This is a genomic window from uncultured Parvimonas sp. (assembly GCF_963524015.1).
GTDB lineage: Bacteria > Bacillota > Clostridia > Tissierellales > Peptoniphilaceae > Parvimonas.
Genome location: NZ_CAURDT010000002.1, coordinates 51779 through 73105 on the forward strand (window position 1 = coordinate 51779; position 21327 = coordinate 73105).

Genomic DNA, 21327 nt, shown 5'->3' on the forward strand with positions numbered 1-21327 from the left:
CCTAACTATACTTATTATCTTTAAATTTAAGAAAAATATAAATTAAAAGAATACATATTGTAGATAATACAAGTACATTTAAAAATAAGACAAAGAAAAATTCTTCCGGTAAAATTCTTATCATTAAATCTGTTTTATAATCTAAAAGCCATAAATCATTGTTAAAAAACAACTTATGAAAATAAATAAAACTCTCAGAAAAAAACATAGAACAGACTCCTAAAAAAGAAATTACAGTTATATATGCTATGAGTATATACTTTCTAATATATTTAAAAAATAACTTATCATTTTTTATTAATTTATATATAAATACTATCAAAGTAATTATAAATAAAGATGTATAAACAACCCTATCAAGTTTAAATAGTTTATACACATCTTCCATATGAGAAATTTCTTTTTCATTAAAATGATTTTTTAATACTTCTTTATCACCATTTTTAATAAATTCAACTAGAGAATTACTTGCACTTTCTATCCATTCTTTAGAAAGTCCTGACTCTTTATCAATTTTATATTCATTATGAAAATTATTATAGTAAGAAATATCCTTAGCCATAAAATCTATTGAATATAATAAAATAAACAAAATTATGCTTAAAGAAATCAAAAAAGCAAATATTTTTTTCATATTATTCTACATCTAAATCTTCTGGTATATCCCAATTATGATAAACATTTTGAACATCGTCATTATCTTCAAGTTGATCTATCATCTTAACCATTTTCTTAATATTATCAGGATTTGAAATTTGTGAATTATTACTTGGAACATATTCTAAATCACAAGCACTAAAAGTATATCCCTTTTCTTGTAAAGCATCTCTTAAAGTAATGAAGTCAGAAACTTCAGAATAAATTGTATAAACTTCATCATCAGATTCAAAATCACTAGCACCATTTTCTAAAGCAAAGTCCATTAAATCATCTTCTTCAGCTTGATCTTTTGAGATAACAACAACACCTTTTTTTTCAAACATAAATAGCACTGACCCATTTTGCCCTAGATTGCCACCATGTTTATCAAATGCATGTCTTACATCTGCAGCTGTTCTATTTCTATTATCTGTTAAACATTCAACTACAACAGCAATTCCTTCAGGACCATAACCTTCATAAATTATAGTTTCATAGTTGCTTGCATCTCCATCTCCAGCAGCTTTTTTTAATGCTCTTTCGATATTATCATTAGGCATATTTTCAGCTTTAGCCTTTTCTATCGCAGTTTTTAAAGCTGGGTTATATTCAGGGTCTGCTCCTCCTTCTTTAACTGCTACAATTATATAACGAGCAAGTTTTGTAAATATTTTTCCTCTTCTTGCATCTTCTTTTCCTTTTTTATGTTTAATCGTACTCCATTTATTATGTCCTGACATAATTACCTCCTAAATCCTTTAGCAAAATTTCTCTTATGTTCTGAAATTTTAACCATTCTTTTTATTTTTTCTTCTATATTTTTATCTAATTTTTCATTATTTATAAATTTTTCTAAATCATCGTAGGAAAATCCCATTTCATCTTCATCAGTTTGATTTTCGAAAAGCCCTGCACTTGGAGGCTTTTGAATTATCTTATCGGGAACACCCAAAAATCTTGCAAGTTCAAAAATTTCTCTCTTTGTAAAATCTACAAGTGGCATAAGATCAGAACCACTATCCCCATATTTAGTAAAATATCCAACAGTAAATTCTGATTTATTGCTTGTTCCAACTACTAAATATCTTTTTAGTTGTGCATAATAATATAAAGTAGTCATTCTAAGTCTTGGCTTAACATTAGCATAAGCCATTGAATTATCCCCTTTTTCAACAGAATCTACAAAAATAGAATAAGTCTTAGATAAGTCAACCTTAATTGCATTAAGTTTAAATTTATCTATTACCAACTTAGCATCTTTTTCATCTTCTAAAGAACTATTTATTGGCATCATAATAGCTAAAGATTCATTATCAAAGGCTAGTTTTGAAAGCGCAGCAATAACAGCTGAATCAACTCCACCGCTAAGGCCATATACAATACCTTTACAATTAGCTTCCTTAACAGAATCCCTAAGCCATTCAACAAGTTTATCAACAACTTCTTTCATAATACACCTCCTTAAAATCTTTATTATTAATAAAATATTAAAATACTATTTGTTTCCTTAATTAATAAATAGTGCAAAACTGTAACTATTATATCAAAAAATAAAAAAAAATTCTACAAAACAATAAAAAAAGCTATGTAATCATAGCTTAATTTTTTTCTTGATATTCTCTAAAACTTTTATTTACATCTGCTAAATGAAAATTATGATGATTTTCTCTCTGATCTTCTGGCGGTAACTTCATATAATCTCCATATAAAACCTTTAAGTATTCATCGTAATTTTCCGGAGCATTAACTTTCAAATTCTCAAAATCTACTTTTACTCCTTTTCCCAAAAAATCTCTTTTAAATGGCATAATATAAAAATTATCAACCATACATGCTACATACTCACAATCTTCAAACTTCGGATTATCTTTTGGAACTGACATTTTTGAAATATCAGTTTTTAATTTATTAGGAATAGATTCTCCTAATTTATAAACAAATTTTTTGCCAAATCCACTTAATGCATTTGAAAAAGCATTAGTATCTGCCTCTTCAAAAACTGGTTTTTCCTTAACTCTTAAATCTAATACCTTATTTTGTCCCTTTATATAACCATCAAGAGGAAAAACATCAATAAACACTCCATGATTAATATCTACATCTAATACATGTTTTTCAAAAAGAGCAGTATTGCTATCTCGAAGTTTTGCAAAATTTAATGCATATTTTGGATCTGATTCCATTGTTTGAATAAAATAATTTTCCGGTAAATATTCACTAGCCTCTTTTACAAATCTATCATAATCCCCTCTTGGCATACATACATCTACATCATCATCCCAAGGGATAAAACCTTTATGTCTAATTGCACCAAGTAAAGTTCCAAAGCCAATATAATAAGTTAAATTCATTTTTTCACAACAAGAAATAAAATTTTGTAAAATTTCTAATTCTTTTTTCTTTAATGCTTCAAAATCTATATCAAACTTTTGCTTTTTATATTCACTTTTCATCTTCCAAGTATTTCCAGAACTAAATTTAAAAACCATTATTTTTCTTCCTTTGGTAATTGTAACATTATTAAATAACCTACAACAAATAATGGAATTATACCTAATATAGAATATCTTGGATTATGTGTTAAAGTAGTTATTAAACTCATAATAAATGGTCCAATTATTGCAGCAAATTTACCAAAAATATTATAGAAACCAAAAAATTCATTTGCATTTTCTTTTGGAATAATTTTTGCATAATAACTTCTACTCAATGCTTGTATTCCACCTTGAGCAGATGCTATAAATGTTGATAACACGAAAACATGAACCAAATTGCTCATAAAATAAGCAAATATTACTGAAACCATATATGTTATAATTCCAACTTTAATCATAGTTCTAGTTCCAAATTTACTAGCTAATCTTCCATAAATAATAGCAAAAGGAAAAGCCACTATTTGAACATAAATCAAAATTCCCAAAAGTACAAGTGTATTAAACTTATCTGCATCTAAAACAGATGTAGCATAAGGTATAACCATCTTTATGATAGTATCTACTCCGTCAATATATAAAAAATAAGAACATAAAAATATAACTACAACCTTATTTTTCTCAATATTTTTTAAAGTATGAAAAACCGTACTAAAACTTTCTTTAACCGGATTTGGAACAGGTTCTACTCCATAAACTTGATCAACATTTTTATACATTGGTATTGTAAGTGCTAACCACCAAACAGATGTAATAACAAATCCTATTTGATAACCTAAAGGATTTTTCATTCCAAAAAGCAAAACAGCTCCTAAGCAAAAAATAAAAGGTATAACACTAGCTATGTATCCATAGGCAAATCCTGCCGTACTAATTTTGTCCATTCTATCATCATGAGTAACATCAACTAAAAATGCATCATAAAAGATATTAGAACCTGCAAAAGTTACACTTCCCAAAACAAAAAAAGACATTAATAAAGGTAAGCCAAACTCTCCTGCAAATGATAAAAATAATGTTGAAAAAATTGCAATTAATGAGAATAAAGTAAATAACTTTTTCTTCATACCCTTAAAATCAGCTATAGTTCCAAGTACAGGACTAAGAACAGCAATAATAATGCTGGCAAATGAATTGTAATAACCTAAATTCATTTCGTTTCCACCGACCATTCCAAAATAAATCGGGAATAATGCAGTAGTAATCGCCATAGAATAAGCAGAATTTGCACAATCATATAAAATCCAGCTTAATTCTTTTTTTGAATAACCAAACATATATTTCCTCCAAAAATTATAATAACAAAAAAATTAAAATAAACTAGATTTTCATTTCAAAAATAAATTTAAATTAACAGATGTAAACTCTTAATTTTTATAACTAAATTCCTTTTAATTCGTTATCTATTCTTAATTTTTTGCCAAAACTATTATATCATATTTAAAAACGATTGTCTATTGTCAAAAACTAATAATAACTAACTGATAAACAAATAAAAAAAAGAAGAAATTTTTCAATTTCTTCTTTCATAATAATTTAGATTTTAGTTACTTTCATCGATTCTGTAAGTTCAATAAAATCTTTTCTAATTTTTTCTTGTAAATCTAATGGGCACTAACAAAAGCCGTTAGATACTTTTAAGTTCAACATCTATTCGTTCTTTTTTTCCTTCTTCTAATGCTTCTATTATTATCTCAAAAATATTATATCCATCACTAGTCCAAAAATATTCTGATAAATTATGAATATCCGGACTGATATTATCTCCCCATGGTGGAGTTAATTTGGGATTATCTATATCCCAAACTACTTTATCAGTACCAAGCTTTCTAAATAATAACTCAATTTCATTTAATTCTCGAATTACAGAATCAATATTCTCATGCTTTAACTTCCCTTCATATAATTCTTTCATCAATATTGGAAATTTACTCCCTCAATTTGAATTTTCAAGATTAACACATATTGTTGAGAAAAATGAATGAAGAAAATCAGGTTGTCCAATTGAATACCATAAAAAATCTATTTTAAGTCCTACTGCCATAATATCTCCTTTTTATTAAAATTTTTATTTTTTAACTTTTATTTATAGTCCAAGTCAATTTCTTTTTCTGTTATATTGTCAAAAAATTTAATTTTACCATCTATTTTTACTAATTGTAAATCAGTTCCAACTGGTAAAGTATAGATTCCTATTATTGCTGGTTCTATTTCTGCAACTGTATTAAAATCACAAACCACCATATTATTTGGGTTATTTACAAACTCATCTGTATCTATATTTGAAAAAAATCTCCATCCTGTATCTGATGGATGAGCTCCTTTCTCTCTTAAAATCCAAGTTAATCTACCTTTACCTTCTAAAATATTTTTTGAAACTATACACGCTCCCGCATTTTTGATAAATTCTGTATTAAATTCTGTCTTTTTAAAAAATTCTTTTAATTTACGAAACATATTTTTTAATCCTTTCATATATACTTTCTTTTTGCTTAATAAGAGCATTTTATATTTTTACAAAAAAATGTCATACAACATTTCTATTATTATATCATTATTATATAAATAGTTAAATAAGAACCCCACCCTTCCACGATGCTTCGCATCGGGTTGGTTCCCAGGAACCTTGTTGTTTCACAATAAAAAAGAGAAGAAATTTATTAATTTCTTCTCTAATAAGTTCATTATTTTAAAATATAAACTTTTACATTTCTTCTTCCGAATTTAGCAGCTTGAGATCTATTTGTAAAGCAAAGATCAATTCTATTTCCCTTTATAGCTCCACCTGTATCTTCAGCAACAGCATAGCCATAACCTTCAATATATAATTTTGTTCCTAAAGGAATTACTCTAGGATCTACTGCAACTACCCCATATCTAAGCTTTGTTCCCAATCTTGTTGTGCTATATCCACCATTTTCTGCTGGATCATTAGTATATGAAGTTGCATTCATAACTAGAACCTTACTATAGTTAAAGCTTCCATCACTACTACTATTATTACTAGTGCTAGCACTAGATGATTCAGTTTTTGATTTTTCACTAGTAGATTTTTCTGCTGTGGATTTTGCAGTACTTGATTCTTCAGATTCTTTCTTTTCTTCTTCTTTTGGAACTACTTTGCCGTCTACTAACTTCTCATTATCTTTTAAAGTAACTTGTTCTGAAACAGCATTTTCGTTCTTTTTATCTGAATTTGAATCTGAAACAGTAATTTCTCCCTTAGAATCATTAACTTCAAATCCTGTTACTTCTTCTTTATTTATTGAGGATAACAGTGATCTGAAATTTACATATTTTTCTAATTTATCAGTAGAAACATAATATAAATTTTTAGCTTCTGATTCTGTAACAAGTTTTTCAATATCCAAGTTCATAGAATCTGAATCCATAACTAAATAGTTATATCCACTCTTATCAGCCAAAATATAAGAACTTACCATATCTGTTAAATTTTTATTTTCTGATAAAACAACATTGTCATTCTTTCTTAATGAGAATCTATCCTTGAATGTTTTTAATAAATCTTTTCCGTCCAATGAATAACTTTTTATGTCTTTCTTATCTTTACCAGATAAATCATATATTTTTGACTTTAACTTTTCTGTAATAGAGTTAACTCCATCATAAAAGTATATGTTTTTTTCGTTTTTCACTTCTGAAATTATATTTTCATCAATTTCCTTAGTTGAATCATAAATGTACAAATTCATATTATAAATTCGTGCATAATGAATAGCTCCTAAAATATCAGAATCATTTCCTGAATCTACAACTAAAAGATCACGTTTTTCTGAAACTTTATTTACGTGATAATTTGTATCGTCTGGATTATCGGAACCAATTCTTTCGAATTTGATGTCTAAACCATTCAAAATATCATCTGAAATTGAACTTTTATCTCCAACAACATACACTTGCTCACTATTTTTTAAAATAGCTTTCGAAACGTCATCAATATTATTATTCTTTACAGGAATAACAACTCCACCCTTATCTAATGAAAGTAAACCTGCCAAACTGAAGCTAATTTTATCGTCTATATTAACTACATAAGATATCTTAGATGCACTACCTTTAGTGTTATCTAAAATTCTGTCGTTTACCTTTTCAATAGTTTTGGAATCGGATTCTGATGAGATTACAAATCCTTTAACCTTTTCGTCTGCAAGTGACTTAGATGAAAATCCAGAAAATGTAGCATAAACACACAAACATGCTAAAACACTTCTAAATATTGCTCTTTTCAAATAATCACTCCTTAATTAAATTAATCAGCAATAAGCTGACAATAGAATTATAATGATTTTCTCCAAAATCGTCAACAAAATTCCTATTTTTCAATGAATTTTTCAAAAAAAAATAAAAATTTAACAATATTTTTAATTCAAAATGAGTGTTTGTAACATTTTTGTAATTTTTTGAGAAATATAGTTCCCTAGTTTTCAAAGGTTACAGAATGGTTACAAAAAATGACCTGTTTTCCCAAGCGAAAACTAAAAAATATTAAAAAAATGTAATATCTGCTATTTTTTTACATTTTTTTATCTCTATTTTTTCTCGTATTTACTATATATGACATCAATGACATAGAAAAAATAAGGGCAATTCCTATTAAACTATAAATACTTACTGACTCTCCAAGTATTACTTTTCCCAAAACAACTACAAATACAATTCCTAAATAATTAAATATACTTACTTCAGAAGCATTTGCATATTGATAACTAATAGTTAATCCAAACTGACCTACTGCAGATGCAATTCCAATTAAAATCAAATAAATTAACATCTTAAAATCAGGAATATTTAAATTATTAAAAATAAAAGGAAAACTACAAATAGTTGAAAACAAAGAAAATACAAAGATTATAGTCTCAGTTCTTTCAGCCTTTCCTATTCTTGATACACACATGTATGCGATAGATGCACTAAGAGCAGAGCTCATTGCAACTAACGCGGGAAATAATCTAGAATTAAATTGTGGTCTTACTACAAAAATTGCTCCAATGAAAGAAAATGTTAATGTTAAAAATCTTTCTAATGTAAACTTTTCTTTAAATATAAAACAAGCAATTAAAACTACAAAAATAGGACTAGTTCTTTGCAATATTCCTGCATCTGCAACAACCATATGATTTATAGCATAAAAATTAAAAATAACTCCCATATATCCAAAAGCTGATCTCATTAGTAGTAATTTTCTATTCTTTTTTTCGCCTAAAAAACTACTACCTCTTATAAGAATATATATAGTACAAATAATAAGCATTACAAAATTTCTCATAAAAACTTGTTGCATAAGTGTAAATTGACCTGATGTTAGCTTTACAAAAATCTGCATAAAACTAAAACCAAGTGTAGAAATAATCATAAAAATAATACCTAATTTTAAATTTTTATTTTTGGAATTATCTACCATAATACCTCCTTATTAAAAAAATAAATGCCACGCAAGTGGCATTTATTAAAAATATAATTTTAAGAAATTATTATAATGATGCTTCATAATCAGCGTCATTAGTTAATTTTTCTAATTCAGCTGGATTAGACATTTCAATTTTGCAAACCCATGCAGCATAACAATCTTTGTTAATTTCACCTGGTTCATCGTCTAATAATTCATTTACTTCTATAACTTTTCCTGAAACAGGAGCGTTAATATCACTAGCAGCTTTTACTGATTCAACAGAAGCTAAAGATTCGCCAGCTTCTACTTCATCATCAACTTCTGGAAGTTCAACGTAAACAATATCTCCTAAGTGATCTTGTGCATAATCAGCTAGTCCAACTGTTACTACATTTCCTTCAACTTTTACCCAATCATGATCTTCAGTATAAAGTAATCCTTTTTCTACTCTCATTCTAATATACCTCCTAAAATTTTTACTATAACAATACATCCAATTATGTACTATTCTATTGGACATTCACTATAATATTATAGTATACTTAAATTATAGTGTAGATTGAAAAAAATTTCAATACCTTTTATTAATTTTTTAGTGTTTTTTTGAAATTTATTCGAAAAAATTTCAAAAATTTTTAATTATTTATATTAAAAAGTATAATTGCATTATATTTCGTACCAAATAAAGCATAGTAAAAAATAAAATAGTATGAATCTTTAACATAAATTTTAGCTATATATTTTTACTTTTTTAAAATATATATTTTTTTTATTTAAATTTTTTAAAAATTTTTTTGGGAAAACTTTTGTTTTTTAATGTTTTTAATTGATTTTTTTATAATTTGTTGTATAATATATGTTAATATATTTTTTTAGTAAATTTTGTTGTTAGACAATGAATTTTTTATATAACAAAAAAATACAAATTTGTATATTGTAAAATTTTTATTGTCATGAATAAAATTTTTAAAAGTATGTTTATAATAAATAATTTAATTTAGGAGGAGAAAATATTATGTGGGAAACAAAATTCCAAAAAGAAGGCTTAACATTTGATGATGTACTTTTAATTCCAGCAAAGAGTGAAGTTCTACCTAAGGATGTTAATTTATCATCACAACTTACAAAGAAAATCAAGTTAAATATTCCTATTATTTCTGCTGCAATGGATACTGTAACAGAACATAAGATGGCTATTGCAATGGCAAGAGAAGGTGGACTTGGTGTAATACATAAGAATATGCCTATTGAACTGCAAGCAGAAGAAGTTAAAAAAGTTAAACGTTCAGAAAGTGGTGTAATTAATGATCCATTTTTCTTAACTCCAAATCATAGAGTTCAAGAAGCTGAAGATTTGATGAGAAAATATAGAATTTCAGGCGTTCCAATAGTTAATTCAATGGAAGAAAAAAAATTAGTTGGAATTTTAACTAATAGAGATTTAAGATTTTTGGAAGATTATTCAGTTAAAATTGATTCTGTAATGACAAAAGAAAATTTAGTAACAGCTCCTTCTAATACTACTTTAGATGATGCTACAAAAATTTTAAGAAATCATAAAATCGAAAAATTACCTCTTGTAAATGAAAAAGGAATTTTAACAGGTTTAATAACTATTAAAGATATAGAAAAAGTTGTTAAATATCCAAATTCTGCAAAAGATGCACAAGGAAGACTTCTTGTAGCAGCTTCAGTTGGGACTGGTGCTGATACTTTTGAAAGAGTAGAAGCTCTTGTAAATGCTGGTGTTGATGCTTTAGTTATAGATACTGCTCATGGTCATTCTATGGGAGTTGTAAGAAAAGTTAAAGAAATTAGAGAAAAATATCCAGATCTTGATATTATTGCAGGAAATGTTGTAACAGCAGAAGCAACAAGAACACTTTTTGAAGCAGGTGCTGATGTTGTTAAAGTTGGTGTTGGTCCTGGTTCAATCTGTACAACAAGAGTTGTTGCAGGTGTAGGAGTTCCACAAATTACAGCTGTTTATGATTGTGCTACTATTGCAAGAGAAATGGGAAAAACAATTATTGCAGATGGTGGATTAAAATATTCAGGAGATGTTGTTAAAGCTCTTGCTGCAGGTGGAAATGTTGTAATGTTAGGTTCAATGCTTGCAGGAACTGATGAATCTCCGGGAGAATTTGAAATTTACCAAGGAAGAAGATTTAAAACTTATAGAGGTATGGGTTCTCTTGCTGCAATGGAAAAAGGATCAAAAGATAGATACTTCCAAGAAGAAGGTAAAAAACTTGTTCCAGAAGGTATTGAAGGAAGAATTCCTTATAAAGGAACTTTAGCAGATGCAATCTATCAAATCGTAGGTGGAATTAGAGCAGGCATGGGATATACAGGCGCTAAAGACTTACAAACTTTAAGAGATACTGCACAATTTGTCAAAATGACAGGTGCTGGACTTATTGAATCTCACCCACATGATGTTCAAATAATTAAAGAAGCTCCAAACTATTCTAAATAGAGAAAAAGGCTATTCGTTTTAAAGCGAATAGCCTTTGTTATTTTTATAATCAGAATACCATTTAGGTATAATTGTTTTAAAATTCTCATAATTTTCAAAAGTCTTATAAAATCTTCTCTTCATTCCAAGAATTTCTTTTTCTCCAAATTTTTCAGCCCATTTAATTGAATATAAGGTATAACAAGCGACATAAATTGCTTGAATTTTCCAAAATTCATTTGGAACATTATCTTCAAAATAAGAGTCAATCTGCCCTACACAGTATGGAATACTAAACTCTATCCCGAAACTTTCTAATTTATAAAATTCCTCATAAGAGTTGGATATTTCCCAACGATTAAAATCTATAACACCTATCTCATTATTTTCCATTAAAATTAAATTTGAAGGATGAAAGTCTCCATGTAAATAAGAATAATTTTTACAAACTTTATCTACATTCTTTTTAGCATATTTAATAAAATTATCGTCATTTTCAACTCTCACATCAGATAATTCATATTTTTCTATTTTATCCAATATTTTTATTTTCAGCCTATCATCAAAATTTTTGTCCTCAACTTTTAAACTGTGAATAGCTTTTAGAATTCTCCCTGCTTTTCTTCCAAGTAAATATTGCTCTTCTATTGAAAATTTTGGAAGTTCCTCACTTAAAGCAACTCCGTTAATCCAAGATAAGAGCATATAGACATTCTTTTTATCATTACATATTCCAAAACTTATAGGCTTTGACATTTCAAAGCCTAGTTTAGAAAATTTTGAAATAACTTCATATTCTTTCTTTTTTTGTTCATAAAGAGAAATGTCAGATAATCTTAAAAGCAAATACTCATCTTTATTTTTCAATTTTATCTTAAACTTTTCATCTTTAGAATATCCCTTATTTATTTTCTCAACACTCTCTACATCTTCCAGTTCTTTTATATCTTTTAAAAATTCAAACATATATTCTCCAATTAATTATTGATAAACTGCTCTACTTCCTCCAATCAATTTCGGTCTAGAAGTTAATGCTGTTAAATGTGCATTTCCTATTTCTTTTATTGATAATCTTACCGGTATCTGAACAAATTTAACATGCATTCCGATTGATGTATCTCCTATATCAAGTCCTGCTTTTGCAACTATTTTTTCTACAACCACAGGATTTTTAAATAATTCGTATGCAGAAGTAGCTACTCCACCACCCGCATTTTTTTGTGGTACTACATTAACTATTTCAAAATTATTTTTAATCGCAACTTCTTTTTCTATAACTATTGCTCTATTCAAATGTTCACAGCATTGAACAGCAAAATTAACTTTAATTTTATCTAATTTTTCTTTTATAGTTTCAACAATTAGCTTTCCTACTTCAATATCAGTGTCTTTTCCTATATGTTTTCCTTTTACCTCACTTGTACTACAACCTAAAACAAAGATGTCTCCCTCTTCAAATTTAGCTTTTTCGATAAGTTCATCCATACAAATTTCTAAATCTTCTCTAATTTTACCTAAATCCATAACGACCTCCTAAAAAGTACTAATCTTTTTAACAGTTTTTAAAAGCAAGATTAATCCTGTTACAGCAGAAATAAAATCAACTATCGGATAACTAATCCATGCTCCTAAAACACCAAATCTACCTACCATAATTATAACTATCGGAATATATAGAAGTGTTTCTCTATAAATTGATAAGAAAAAATTGTATTTTTCCTTTCCGACTGATTGAAAAAAGTATATACAAATGTAATAAAAACTTAAAATCGGAAAAACTAGAATTACATATTTAAAACTATCTGCAGCCATTTGTAAAAGTCTTTCGTCTTTTAGAAACAGACCTATAATAAATCTAACATTATAATTCATAAATATCCATATAAGAGTGGATAATGAAAATACAAAAATAAATCCTGTTTTTAAAATTTTCTTGATTTTAACAAAATTTTTCGCTCCATAGTTAAATGAAATAAGTGGTTGAATTGAACTACTTACTCCTATCATTGCAACAAACATAAACATAGAAACTTTTGTTATTACTCCTACTAGAATAATCGCATCATTACCACCAACCGGTAAAAGCAAATGATTAAGTACACTAATTAAAATGGCATCTGAAAATTCTATTATAAATGAAGAAAAACCTATCGTCAAAATATTAAATGAAATTTTGAGATCAAGTCTTGGAATTAAAGAAAAATTATTTTCTCTTTGTAATTTTTTTACAAAGATAAGTGAAAATAAAAAAGATATAAATTGGCTCGAAATAGTGGCAATCGCAGCTCCTTCTACAGCCATATTCAAATTTTTAATTAAAATATAATCTACAACTATATTTATTAAAGCTCCAATACTTGAAGCAATTAGCATAACTTTCATATTTCCGTAAGCTATGTTCATATAACCGAAAACCGTTGTAAATGCTAAAAAAATACTGCCACACATAACAATTCTTAGATATTTGATGGAATACATCAGAATATTATTTCTAGCTCCTAAAAACACGCAAATATTCTCAACAAAAAGAATTGATATTATTGTAACTGCAAATATAATAAGTAAAGTTAGTCCATTTACAGCTGTGGTATATTTTGTTATATCTTTATTTCTTTTTTCTCCAAGTCTTCTGGAAATTAAATTTGAAACTCCTATACCAAGACAAACAGAAATTGCAATAACAAGTCTTTGTAGCGGAAAAACTACACTTAAAGCTCCGATTGAATCGGCTCCGACATATCTACCAACGAAAAATGTATCAACCATATTATATAATTCCGCAATAAGAATACTCAAAATTCCCGGTATTGCAAAATGTAATATCGCCTTAACTATATTAGTTTCGTAGTAAATACTTTTCGTGTCCATTTTTAAACCTCTTTAATCCTCATATCCATTTGGATTATTTACTTGCCATCTCCAACTGTCTTCACACATTTCTCTTATTCCATATTTAGCTTCCCAACCAAGTTCTTCCTTTGCCTTAGTAGAATCAGCATAACATTCTGCAATATCTCCGCTTCTTCTTGGAGTAACTACATATTTTATCTTTTTACCTGTAACTTCTTCAAAATTTTTAATCATATCAAGAACACTATAACCTTCACCTGTTCCAAGATTATAAATCCTAACAGCCTTACTATCTTCAAACTTTTTAATTGCCTTTATATGACCTAATGCTAAATCTAAAACATGAATATAATCCCTTACACCTGTTCCATCTTTTGTTTCATAGTCATCTCCAAAGACTCTAACATAATCCAATTTACCAACCGCTACTTGAGTTATATATGGAACTAAATTATTAGGAATTCCATTCGGATTTTCCCCTATTCTACCACTCTTATGAGCTCCAATTGGATTAAAATATCTAAGAAGAATAATATTCCATTCATTATCAGAAATATATAAATCTGTAAAAATTTCTTCTAAAAATAATTTTGTTCTTCCATAAGGATTAGTTACAGAAAGTGAAAAATCTTCTTTTATAGGAACAGACTTCGGCTTTCCATAAACAGTAGCTGAAGAGCTGAAAATTAAATTTTTTACATTAAACTCTCTCATAACTTCTATAAGTTTTATGCTTCCATTAATATTATTATCATAATATTCTATAGGTTTTTCAACAGATTCTCCAACAGCCTTAAGTCCTGCAAAGTGAATTACTCCATAAATATCATTTTCTGAAAAAATCTTTCTAAGTATTTCTTTGTCTCTAATATCACCTTTGTAGAACTTGAATTTTTTACCACTAAGTTCTTCAATTATCTTTAAAACTTTTTCGCTGGAGTTGTAAAAATTATCAATTATTACAACTTCATATCCTTCATTTAAAAGTTCTATACAAGTATGAGAGCCAATATATCCTGCCCCTCCGGTAACTAAAATTTGTTTCATATTTATCTCCTATTTTATATTCTTAATTAATTCTCTACATCTAATTTCGTCTTTTTTTAATTGATCTATGAGTTCCTCAACAGAATTAAACTTTATATTATCCCTAAGTCTTTTTAAAAAGCAAAGTTCAATATCTTTTCCATAAATATCTTTATGAAAATCAAATATATGAGATTCTATTGTGGATTTTTTATTATCAAAAGTTGGATTATGCCCAACGCTTGAAAAACTAAAATATTCATTTTTATCTACTATAGTTTTGGTAAAATATACTCCCTCTTTTACCATTACATAATTAAAAGAAATCTCCAAATTTGCTGTAGGATAACCAAGATTTCTTCCTCTTTGAAAGCCGTGAGTTACTTTTCCCTTAATTGAAAAATTATCTCCCAACAAATCATTTGCCAATTCAATTTTTCCTGATTTTATGTATTCAATTATTTTTGTACTACTAATCTCAATATTATCATAGCGTAATTTATCAATAATGGTACAAGATAGACACTTTTCTTTCATATAAGACTTTATAAAATCAGTATTTCCTTCACGATTTTTTGAAAATTTATAATCTTCTCCAACCACAATATGTTTTATATTTAGATTGATAGTTAAAAAATCTAAAAATTCTTTCGGTGAAAGATTTTTAATTCTCTCAGAAAATTCAATGCTAAAAACATAATCTATTTTAAAACTTTCAAGTTTTTTTAATTTATCCTCAAAAGACATTATCCTACTTGCATTTTGATGAAAAATCAAATCTTTTGTATGATTTTCAAAAAGAAAAACTGCACTCTTATAACCTTTATTTAATTTTACATTATTTAATTCCGAAATCAATTTTTGATGTCCTCTATGAAAGCCATCAAAATTTCCTAGAGCTACAACAATGTCATCAAATTTAAAATCACTTTCCAAATTTAATTTAAAATGCTCCATAAAAACCTCTTATTTAATCCATATTTTACAATAATTATACAACAAAAAGTACTTAATTTCAATTTTAGAAATCGTAAGTCCTTTAAGTCTATAAAAAATCTTATTTTTGCCACATAAAAAAACACGTTCGTTTTGAACGCGTTCTCTCTATAATTTTTCTATTGCATCTAATATATCTGATAAGCAATCAGTATCTAATTTTTCTGCTTCACCTTCATCAACCATTTCAGGTATATTTTTATTTAGAGGTATCTTTGCAACATTTGTAAGACCGAATTTTCTTGAGATATAAGGTAAATCACTTTCACCGAATATATTTACTTCTTCATTACAGCAAGGACATTTAAAATAGCTCATATTTTCAACTATTCCTATAATTGGAATATTCATCATTCTTGCCATCTTAACTGCTTTTTCTACAATCATAGAAACTAAATCTTGAGGAGATGTTACAATTATAATTCCATCTACAGGTAAAGATTGGAAAACAGTTAGAGGAACGTCACCTGTTCCTGGTGGCATATCTACAAACATATAATCCACATTTTCCCATACTACATCTGTCCAAAATTGTTTTATTACTCCACCTATAACAGGTCCTCTCCAAATTACAGGATCAGTTTCTTTTTCGAGCAATAAATTTATACTCATTATTTTAATTCCATTTTCAGTTGTACAAGGAATGATTCCTCTTTCATCGATTTGAGCTTTTCTGTCAATCCCAAATGACTTAGGTATTGATGGGCCAGTAACATCAGCATCTAAAATACCAACTTCCTTACCTCTCTTCATCATTCCTGTAGCAAGCATAGAAGTTATTAAAGATTTTCCAACTCCTCCTTTACCACTTATAACACCAATAACTTTTTTTATATCACTAAATTGGTTTTGGTCAACCAATAAGCTTTCAAACTCTTCTGATACTCCACAGCTTGATGCACTAGGGCATCCTGAGCATCCTCCTGAACTACAACTATCACTCATAATAACATCCTCCTATATTTTCAGTTCTTCAGAAATATACATTTTATAGTAAATTCCTTTTTTGTCTAATAATTCTAAATGTGTTCCTTGTTCAAGAATATTTCCATTTTCAATCAAAACAATTTTATCACAATGCTTAATTGTTGATAATCTATGAGCAACAATAATAGATGTCTTTCCTTCTAAAATATCCTTCATCTTATTTTGAATAATTTTTTCAGTTTCAGTATCTATTGAAGAAGTTGCCTCATCCAGTATTAACAATTTAGGATTTTTTATCAAAGCTCTTGCAAAAGATATTAATTGCTTTTGACCGTTTGATATATTATACCCATTTTCTCCAATGACCGTATCTATCCCGTCAGGTAATTTAAAAACAAAATCATCTATTCCCAACAAACTACAAATTTCTAAAATCTCATCATTAGAAGCATCCTCGTTTCCAAACTTAATATTATCTTTAATAGAAATAGAGAAAAGCTGGGGTTGTTGTAATACATAACCTAAATTATTGTACAAACTAGTTTTATCAATATTTTTGTAATTTATTCCATCAAGATAAATATCTCCAGAAGTTGGATTATAAAATTTACAAATCAAATTAACTATTGTTGATTTTCCACTTCCAGTACTACCGATAAAAGCAACACTTTCTCCTTTTTTAATTTCAAAATTAAAATCTTTTAAAATTAATTTATCATCATCAAAATAATGGAAACTTACATTTTCAAATTTTATATTTCCTTCAAAGTTTAAATCACTTTTTTGATTTTCAATAATTTCATCTTCTTCATATAAAATTTGAAAAACTCTTTCTGCAGATGCCTGTGCAGATTTTAAATCAGTAAAAATCTGTGCAAGCATTTTAAATGGTTCAAATATTTGAAAACTATAAGTTAAAAAACTCAAAAAAGCTCCATAAGTCATAACATTTTTCATAACTGAAATTGATGAAAAATTAAAAGCAAAACCGACACCAATACTTGCAACAAACATAACAGCAGGCACAAAAATTGCTGAAATAAGTATAGATCTTAAATTGTATTTCCTATACTTTTCGTTAAATACCTCAAATTCTTTTTTCTTTTTGTCTTCAATTCCAAGCGCTTTAATTGTCTTTATATAACTTAATGACTCCGTATAGCTTCTTATAATTTTAGAGTTATAATCTCTTACCTTTCTTTGAAATTTCAAAATATTTTTTTGAAAAATTAAAGTTACAATATAGATTGCTGGTAAAATCAAAAATAACATCAAAGTCAATGTATAACTTAGATATAGCATTATTGTTATTGATATTAGCAAGACGATTATACTATGACAAGCATCTATAACTCCCCAACTAAAAACTTCACTTAATTTTTGAACATCTGAAGTTAATCTGGAAATCAGTTCGCCTGTTTCATATTTCTTTATATTGGTTACTGAAAATTTCTCAATTTTCTCAAAAACTGATTTTCTTATTTCCTTTGATACTTGATATTCAAGCTTACCTCCAAAAACATAGAAGCTATAAATTGCAAGAGTTGAAATTATTACAAGTGAAAAAAATCCAATCCCCGCAAAAATAAAACCCTTTAAATTCTGTTTTGTGATAAAATCGTCAGTTAATAATTTTATAGATAAAGGTACAACTGCTTGTAAAATTCCAGAAATCAAAACTACAAACATAAGCATATAAAGTTTTTTGTATTCTATTTTATAAAATTTTATTAAATCTCTAAAAACATTTATATTTACAACTTTCTTTTTATTCATTATTTACATCATATTCCTTACTTTGAATTTCATTAATTTTACTATACATCCCATTTTTCTTAATCAACTCACTATGTTTTCCGCTTTCAACTATTCTTCCACCATCCATAACAATTATATTGTCACAATTAGTTATCGTTGAAATTCTATGAGAAATTAAAATAGAAGTAAATTTTCTATCCATAGACTTTAGTGCATTATTTATTTTTAAATCAGTATTCATATCAACAGCACTTAAGCTATCATCCAAAATCAAAACTTCAAAAGGTTTTAATAAACTTCTAGCAATAGAAATTCTTTGCTTTTGACCTCCTGAAAGATTTATACCGTTATCTACTACGACGGTATCATACTTAGAAGAAAAATTCAAAATTTCATTATGTATAGAAGAAATCTTTGTCGCATCATAAACACTTTTTTCTTCGATATCATTATTTACAATCTTTACATTATCCAAAATAGACATATTAAAGAGTTCACTATCTTGCATAATTGCAGAAATTTTTTCTCTAATATATCTTTTATTTATCTCTTTTATATTAATACCATCAATTAAAATTTCTCCGCTTGTAGCTTCAAAAAATCCAAGTAATAAATATACTATCATACTTTTTCCACTACCAGTAGATCCGATAATTCCTAGACTTTCTCCTGAATTTAGAACAAAACTAATATTATCCAAAACAGTATTATCATTTATTTTTAAGCTAACATTTTTAAATTCAATCTTTTTAGAAAATGAAACATCTCTTATTCCATAATCATAATCCTCTTCTGGTAAATCTAAAACTTCATAAATTCTTGAGATTGAAACACTTGCCCTCGCCATATCACTAAGTAATTGTCCCATTTGTCTAATTGGCCAAATAATCATATTAATATAGATAACAAAAGCTATTAAATCCCCAAAATTCATTCTTCCAGCAATAGTTTCATATCCTCCAACTACTAAAATAATTGCAAGTTGTAGGAAAGTTAAAAAGTCATTTACTGCTCTAAATCTTGCAAAAGTCTTCATAAAATTATTTTGAGTTATATTAAATTCTTCATTTTTTTCTCTGAATAAATTTAAAATATAATCTTCTCTATTAAAAGCCTTTATAACTCTTATATTAAATAGAGCTTCTTTGATAAATACCATAAGCTCGCTTTCTGCTTCATCTGTCTTTTTAAAAATTTCACCAATTTTTTTATAAAAAACTGATGATAAAATGGCAATTACAATACAAAGAGTTATACTTATTGTAGCAAGCTTTAAATTTATTAAAGACATAACAACTATAACCAAAGCTATTGTGGCAATGGAGCCAAAGGCATTCACAAGTTGTGCTGAAAAGAGTTTTCTTACAGTCTCAATATCCGAAGAACTTCTTTGAATTAAATCTCCTGTAGAATAATCATTCAAGCATCTCATATCTAAATTTAAAAATTTATGATACATTTTTTCTTTTAAATTATATATTAAATTTTCACAGGCTACATTAGAATAATAATTTCTTAAAAAAATAAAAATACAACTAATACCTGTTAAAATAACAATTACAAAAGCTAATATGTAAATATTTTCTCTAAGATAATCTCTACCACCTATAAGATTAACAGCTTTTTCTAAAATATTGTATTTATACTCTTTATTTCCAATTATTGAATCTACTGTAATCATAATTACAATAGGTGTAAGTCCGGAAAAAATTTGTATAAAAATTGTAGAAATCATAGAAAGAAAATAAGTTAGTCTATTGTTTTTTAAAATCTTCCAAAAAAGTCTAATTTCTTTCAACATACCACCTCATAAAATACTTACATATATTTTAATCTAAATTAGGAAAAAAGGCAAATTTATTTGGATTTGTAAAGTTTTTTTGTTATAATACTTTAAGAGGTGATTTTATGTGTACAACTTTTTCTATTTTTAGAAATGGAGAAACACTACTTGGTAGAACTATGGATTTAAGATCTTATCATAGATATGAATTTAAGTATTTTCCAAAAGATTTTAACTACGAAGAAGATGTCTTTGGAAATAAATTATATACAAAATACAAAATAATGGGAGCAACTTTTAAAGATTATGACCATTTAATTGATGGAATAAATGAAAAAGGACTTTTAGGTTGTACCAACTCCTTTAGAAATGCTATTCATTTTAAAAAAGAGCCTGTAGAATCAAAAATTAATTTAACATCCACAAAGATTTTAAATGTATTTTTGACAAATTGTGAAACTCTTGAAGATATAAAAAATCTTGCTCCAAAAATTTATATAATTGAAAAATCTCTTGTTGATGAAAACAACTATTCAAGACATTATCATTATATGTTTACAGACAAAAACAATAAAAGTTTGATTGTTGAAATTGAAGACGGAAATTTAAAAGTTCATGAAAATAAATATAATATAATGACAAACAGTCCTAGCTTTACAAAACATATAAGAAATTTAGAAAAATATTTAGAAAAAAGAGAATTAAAGGGAAATATTTTCACTCCTACAAAAAGATTCATAAGAGCGTACATAGAATTAGAAAATTTAAAAACTAATAATTTTTTAGAAAATAACGAAAATATTTTATTTAATTCTTTAAAAAAATTTACGATTAGTAAAGAGGATTTGGAAAATCTTTCAGAAGATTCACAAAATATAACCCTTTACTATTCTATAAGCAATTCAAAAACTTTAAAATATTATTTCAAATATACAAATTTAGAAAATATTAATTCTTTTTCATTTGATGATTTTAAAGATGAAAATAGCAAAACTACAGTTCAATTTGTTTAACTAAAAAATGACTTTACAAAATGTAAAGTCATTTT

Annotated in this window: 19 protein-coding genes and 1 pseudogene; 2 read left to right on the top strand and 18 right to left on the bottom strand. The window is 26.8% G+C overall.

Annotation, left to right across the window (positions count from 1 at the left end; all coding sequences use genetic code 11):
* Position 1: 1 nt before the first annotated feature.
* From RWJ08_RS03070 to gcvH, 10 genes and pseudogenes are all read right to left on the bottom strand, one after another.
* Entirely contained in the window at positions 2–634 is a 633-nt protein-coding gene (locus tag RWJ08_RS03070; protein ID WP_313961034.1) for a TIGR01906 family membrane protein, read from the bottom strand.
* A gap of 1 nt (position 635) precedes the next feature.
* Complete coding sequence (locus RWJ08_RS03075; RefSeq protein ID WP_009355148.1) at positions 636–1379, bottom strand: YebC/PmpR family DNA-binding transcriptional regulator; 744 nt, start codon at positions 1377–1379, stop codon at positions 636–638.
* A gap of 2 nt (positions 1380–1381) precedes the next feature.
* Positions 1382–2089, bottom strand: coding sequence for an NAD(+) synthase (nadE, locus tag RWJ08_RS03080; protein ID WP_313961035.1), 708 nt, complete (start codon positions 2087–2089; stop codon positions 1382–1384).
* A gap of 148 nt (positions 2090–2237) precedes the next feature.
* Complete coding sequence (locus RWJ08_RS03085) at positions 2238–3128, bottom strand: LicD family protein (RefSeq protein WP_313961036.1); 891 nt, start codon at positions 3126–3128, stop codon at positions 2238–2240.
* On the bottom strand, positions 3128–4348 hold the full coding sequence (locus RWJ08_RS03090; RefSeq protein WP_009355150.1) for an MFS transporter: 1221 nt from the start codon (positions 4346–4348) through the stop codon (positions 3128–3130). Before RWJ08_RS03090 ends, RWJ08_RS03085 begins: the two co-directional genes overlap by 1 nt.
* 350 nt (positions 4349–4698) lie before the next feature.
* Positions 4699–5115: pseudogene (locus tag RWJ08_RS03095) on the bottom strand (Imm70 family immunity protein).
* Positions 5116–5153: 38 nt separating this feature from the next.
* Positions 5154–5546: a DUF2185 domain-containing protein gene (locus RWJ08_RS03100; protein WP_293439108.1), complete on the bottom strand. Its 393-nt coding sequence runs from the start codon at positions 5544–5546 to the stop codon at positions 5154–5156.
* 209 nt (positions 5547–5755) lie between these two features.
* The gene (locus RWJ08_RS03105) at positions 5756–7321 is read right to left on the bottom strand and encodes a 3D domain-containing protein (protein WP_313961037.1); all 1566 of its coding nucleotides are present in this window, start codon (positions 7319–7321) and stop codon (positions 5756–5758) included.
* Positions 7322–7605: 284 nt separating this feature from the next.
* Complete coding sequence (locus RWJ08_RS03110; RefSeq protein ID WP_293439114.1) at positions 7606–8493, bottom strand: DMT family transporter; 888 nt, start codon at positions 8491–8493, stop codon at positions 7606–7608.
* Positions 8494–8563: 70 nt separating this feature from the next.
* The gene (gene gcvH, locus RWJ08_RS03115; protein ID WP_009354933.1) at positions 8564–8935 is read right to left on the bottom strand and encodes a glycine cleavage system protein GcvH; all 372 of its coding nucleotides are present in this window, start codon (positions 8933–8935) and stop codon (positions 8564–8566) included.
* Positions 8936–9496: 561 nt separating this feature from the next.
* On the opposite strand from gcvH, the gene guaB reads away from it, so the two are divergent.
* Positions 9497–10960, top strand: a complete 1464-nt coding sequence (guaB, locus tag RWJ08_RS03120; RefSeq protein WP_313961038.1) for an IMP dehydrogenase — start codon at positions 9497–9499, stop codon at positions 10958–10960.
* 18 nt (positions 10961–10978) lie between these two features.
* Here the strand turns inward: guaB and RWJ08_RS03125 are convergent, their stop codons facing one another.
* From RWJ08_RS03125 to RWJ08_RS03160, 8 genes are all read right to left on the bottom strand, one after another.
* Positions 10979–11905, bottom strand: coding sequence for a phosphotransferase (locus RWJ08_RS03125; RefSeq protein WP_313961039.1), 927 nt, complete (start codon positions 11903–11905; stop codon positions 10979–10981).
* Positions 11906–11920: 15 nt separating this feature from the next.
* Positions 11921–12463, bottom strand: a complete 543-nt coding sequence (locus RWJ08_RS03130) for a TIGR01440 family protein (RefSeq protein ID WP_118058591.1) — start codon at positions 12461–12463, stop codon at positions 11921–11923.
* Between the two features lie 9 nt (positions 12464–12472).
* On the bottom strand, positions 12473–13807 hold the full coding sequence (locus RWJ08_RS03135; RefSeq protein WP_313961040.1) for an MATE family efflux transporter: 1335 nt from the start codon (positions 13805–13807) through the stop codon (positions 12473–12475).
* A 12-nt stretch (positions 13808–13819) separates the two neighbouring features.
* Positions 13820–14836, bottom strand: a complete 1017-nt coding sequence (galE, locus tag RWJ08_RS03140; RefSeq protein WP_269722914.1) for a UDP-glucose 4-epimerase GalE — start codon at positions 14834–14836, stop codon at positions 13820–13822.
* A gap of 9 nt (positions 14837–14845) precedes the next feature.
* Positions 14846–15772, bottom strand: coding sequence for a bifunctional riboflavin kinase/FAD synthetase (locus RWJ08_RS03145; protein WP_313961041.1), 927 nt, complete (start codon positions 15770–15772; stop codon positions 14846–14848).
* A gap of 147 nt (positions 15773–15919) precedes the next feature.
* Positions 15920–16756, bottom strand: coding sequence for an Mrp/NBP35 family ATP-binding protein (locus RWJ08_RS03150; RefSeq protein WP_313961042.1), 837 nt, complete (start codon positions 16754–16756; stop codon positions 15920–15922).
* Positions 16757–16768: 12 nt separating this feature from the next.
* A complete protein-coding gene (locus RWJ08_RS03155) occupies positions 16769–18514 on the bottom strand; it encodes an ABC transporter ATP-binding protein (RefSeq protein WP_313961043.1) in 1746 nt (581 codons plus the stop codon).
* Positions 18507–20297 (bottom strand): ABC transporter ATP-binding protein, encoded by a 1791-nt coding sequence (locus RWJ08_RS03160; protein ID WP_313961044.1) that lies wholly within the window; start codon positions 20295–20297, stop codon positions 18507–18509. Before RWJ08_RS03160 ends, RWJ08_RS03155 begins: the two co-directional genes overlap by 8 nt.
* A gap of 107 nt (positions 20298–20404) precedes the next feature.
* Between RWJ08_RS03160 and RWJ08_RS03165 the strand changes: the two genes are divergently transcribed.
* Positions 20405–21292 carry a linear amide C-N hydrolase gene (locus RWJ08_RS03165; RefSeq protein WP_313961045.1) on the top strand — a complete coding sequence of 296 codons (888 nt, stop codon included), beginning with the start codon at positions 20405–20407 and terminating at the stop codon, positions 21290–21292.
* Positions 21293–21327: the final 35 nt, after the last annotated feature.

Bases quoted from the DNA above. Each gene is read 5' to 3' on its own strand.
- RWJ08_RS03070 (WP_313961034.1), bottom strand. From the start codon at position 634: ATGAAAAAAATATTTGCTTTTTTGATTTCTTTAAGCATAATTTTGTTT.
- RWJ08_RS03075 (WP_009355148.1), bottom strand. From the start codon at position 1,379: ATGTCAGGACATAATAAATGGAGTACGATTAAACATAAAAAAGGAAAA.
- nadE (WP_313961035.1), bottom strand. From the start codon at position 2,089: ATGAAAGAAGTTGTTGATAAACTTGTTGAATGGCTTAGGGATTCTGTT.
- RWJ08_RS03085 (WP_313961036.1), bottom strand. From the start codon at position 3,128: ATGGTTTTTAAATTTAGTTCTGGAAATACTTGGAAGATGAAAAGTGAA.
- RWJ08_RS03090 (WP_009355150.1), bottom strand. From the start codon at position 4,348: ATGTTTGGTTATTCAAAAAAAGAATTAAGCTGGATTTTATATGATTGT.
- RWJ08_RS03100 (WP_293439108.1), bottom strand. From the start codon at position 5,546: ATGAAAGGATTAAAAAATATGTTTCGTAAATTAAAAGAATTTTTTAAA.
- RWJ08_RS03110 (WP_293439114.1), bottom strand. From the start codon at position 8,493: ATGGTAGATAATTCCAAAAATAAAAATTTAAAATTAGGTATTATTTTT.
- gcvH (WP_009354933.1), bottom strand. From the start codon at position 8,935: ATGAGAGTAGAAAAAGGATTACTTTATACTGAAGATCATGATTGGGTA.
- guaB (WP_313961038.1), top strand. From the start codon at position 9,497: ATGTGGGAAACAAAATTCCAAAAAGAAGGCTTAACATTTGATGATGTA.
- RWJ08_RS03125 (WP_313961039.1), bottom strand. From the start codon at position 11,905: ATGTTTGAATTTTTAAAAGATATAAAAGAACTGGAAGATGTAGAGAGT.
- RWJ08_RS03130 (WP_118058591.1), bottom strand. From the start codon at position 12,463: ATGGATTTAGGTAAAATTAGAGAAGATTTAGAAATTTGTATGGATGAA.
- RWJ08_RS03135 (WP_313961040.1), bottom strand. From the start codon at position 13,807: ATGGACACGAAAAGTATTTACTACGAAACTAATATAGTTAAGGCGATA.
- galE (WP_269722914.1), bottom strand. From the start codon at position 14,836: ATGAAACAAATTTTAGTTACCGGAGGGGCAGGATATATTGGCTCTCAT.
- RWJ08_RS03145 (WP_313961041.1), bottom strand. From the start codon at position 15,772: ATGGAGCATTTTAAATTAAATTTGGAAAGTGATTTTAAATTTGATGAC.
- RWJ08_RS03150 (WP_313961042.1), bottom strand. From the start codon at position 16,756: ATGAGTGATAGTTGTAGTTCAGGAGGATGCTCAGGATGCCCTAGTGCA.
- RWJ08_RS03155 (WP_313961043.1), bottom strand. From the start codon at position 18,514: ATGAATAAAAAGAAAGTTGTAAATATAAATGTTTTTAGAGATTTAATA.
- RWJ08_RS03160 (WP_313961044.1), bottom strand. From the start codon at position 20,297: ATGTTGAAAGAAATTAGACTTTTTTGGAAGATTTTAAAAAACAATAGA.
- RWJ08_RS03165 (WP_313961045.1), top strand. From the start codon at position 20,405: ATGTGTACAACTTTTTCTATTTTTAGAAATGGAGAAACACTACTTGGT.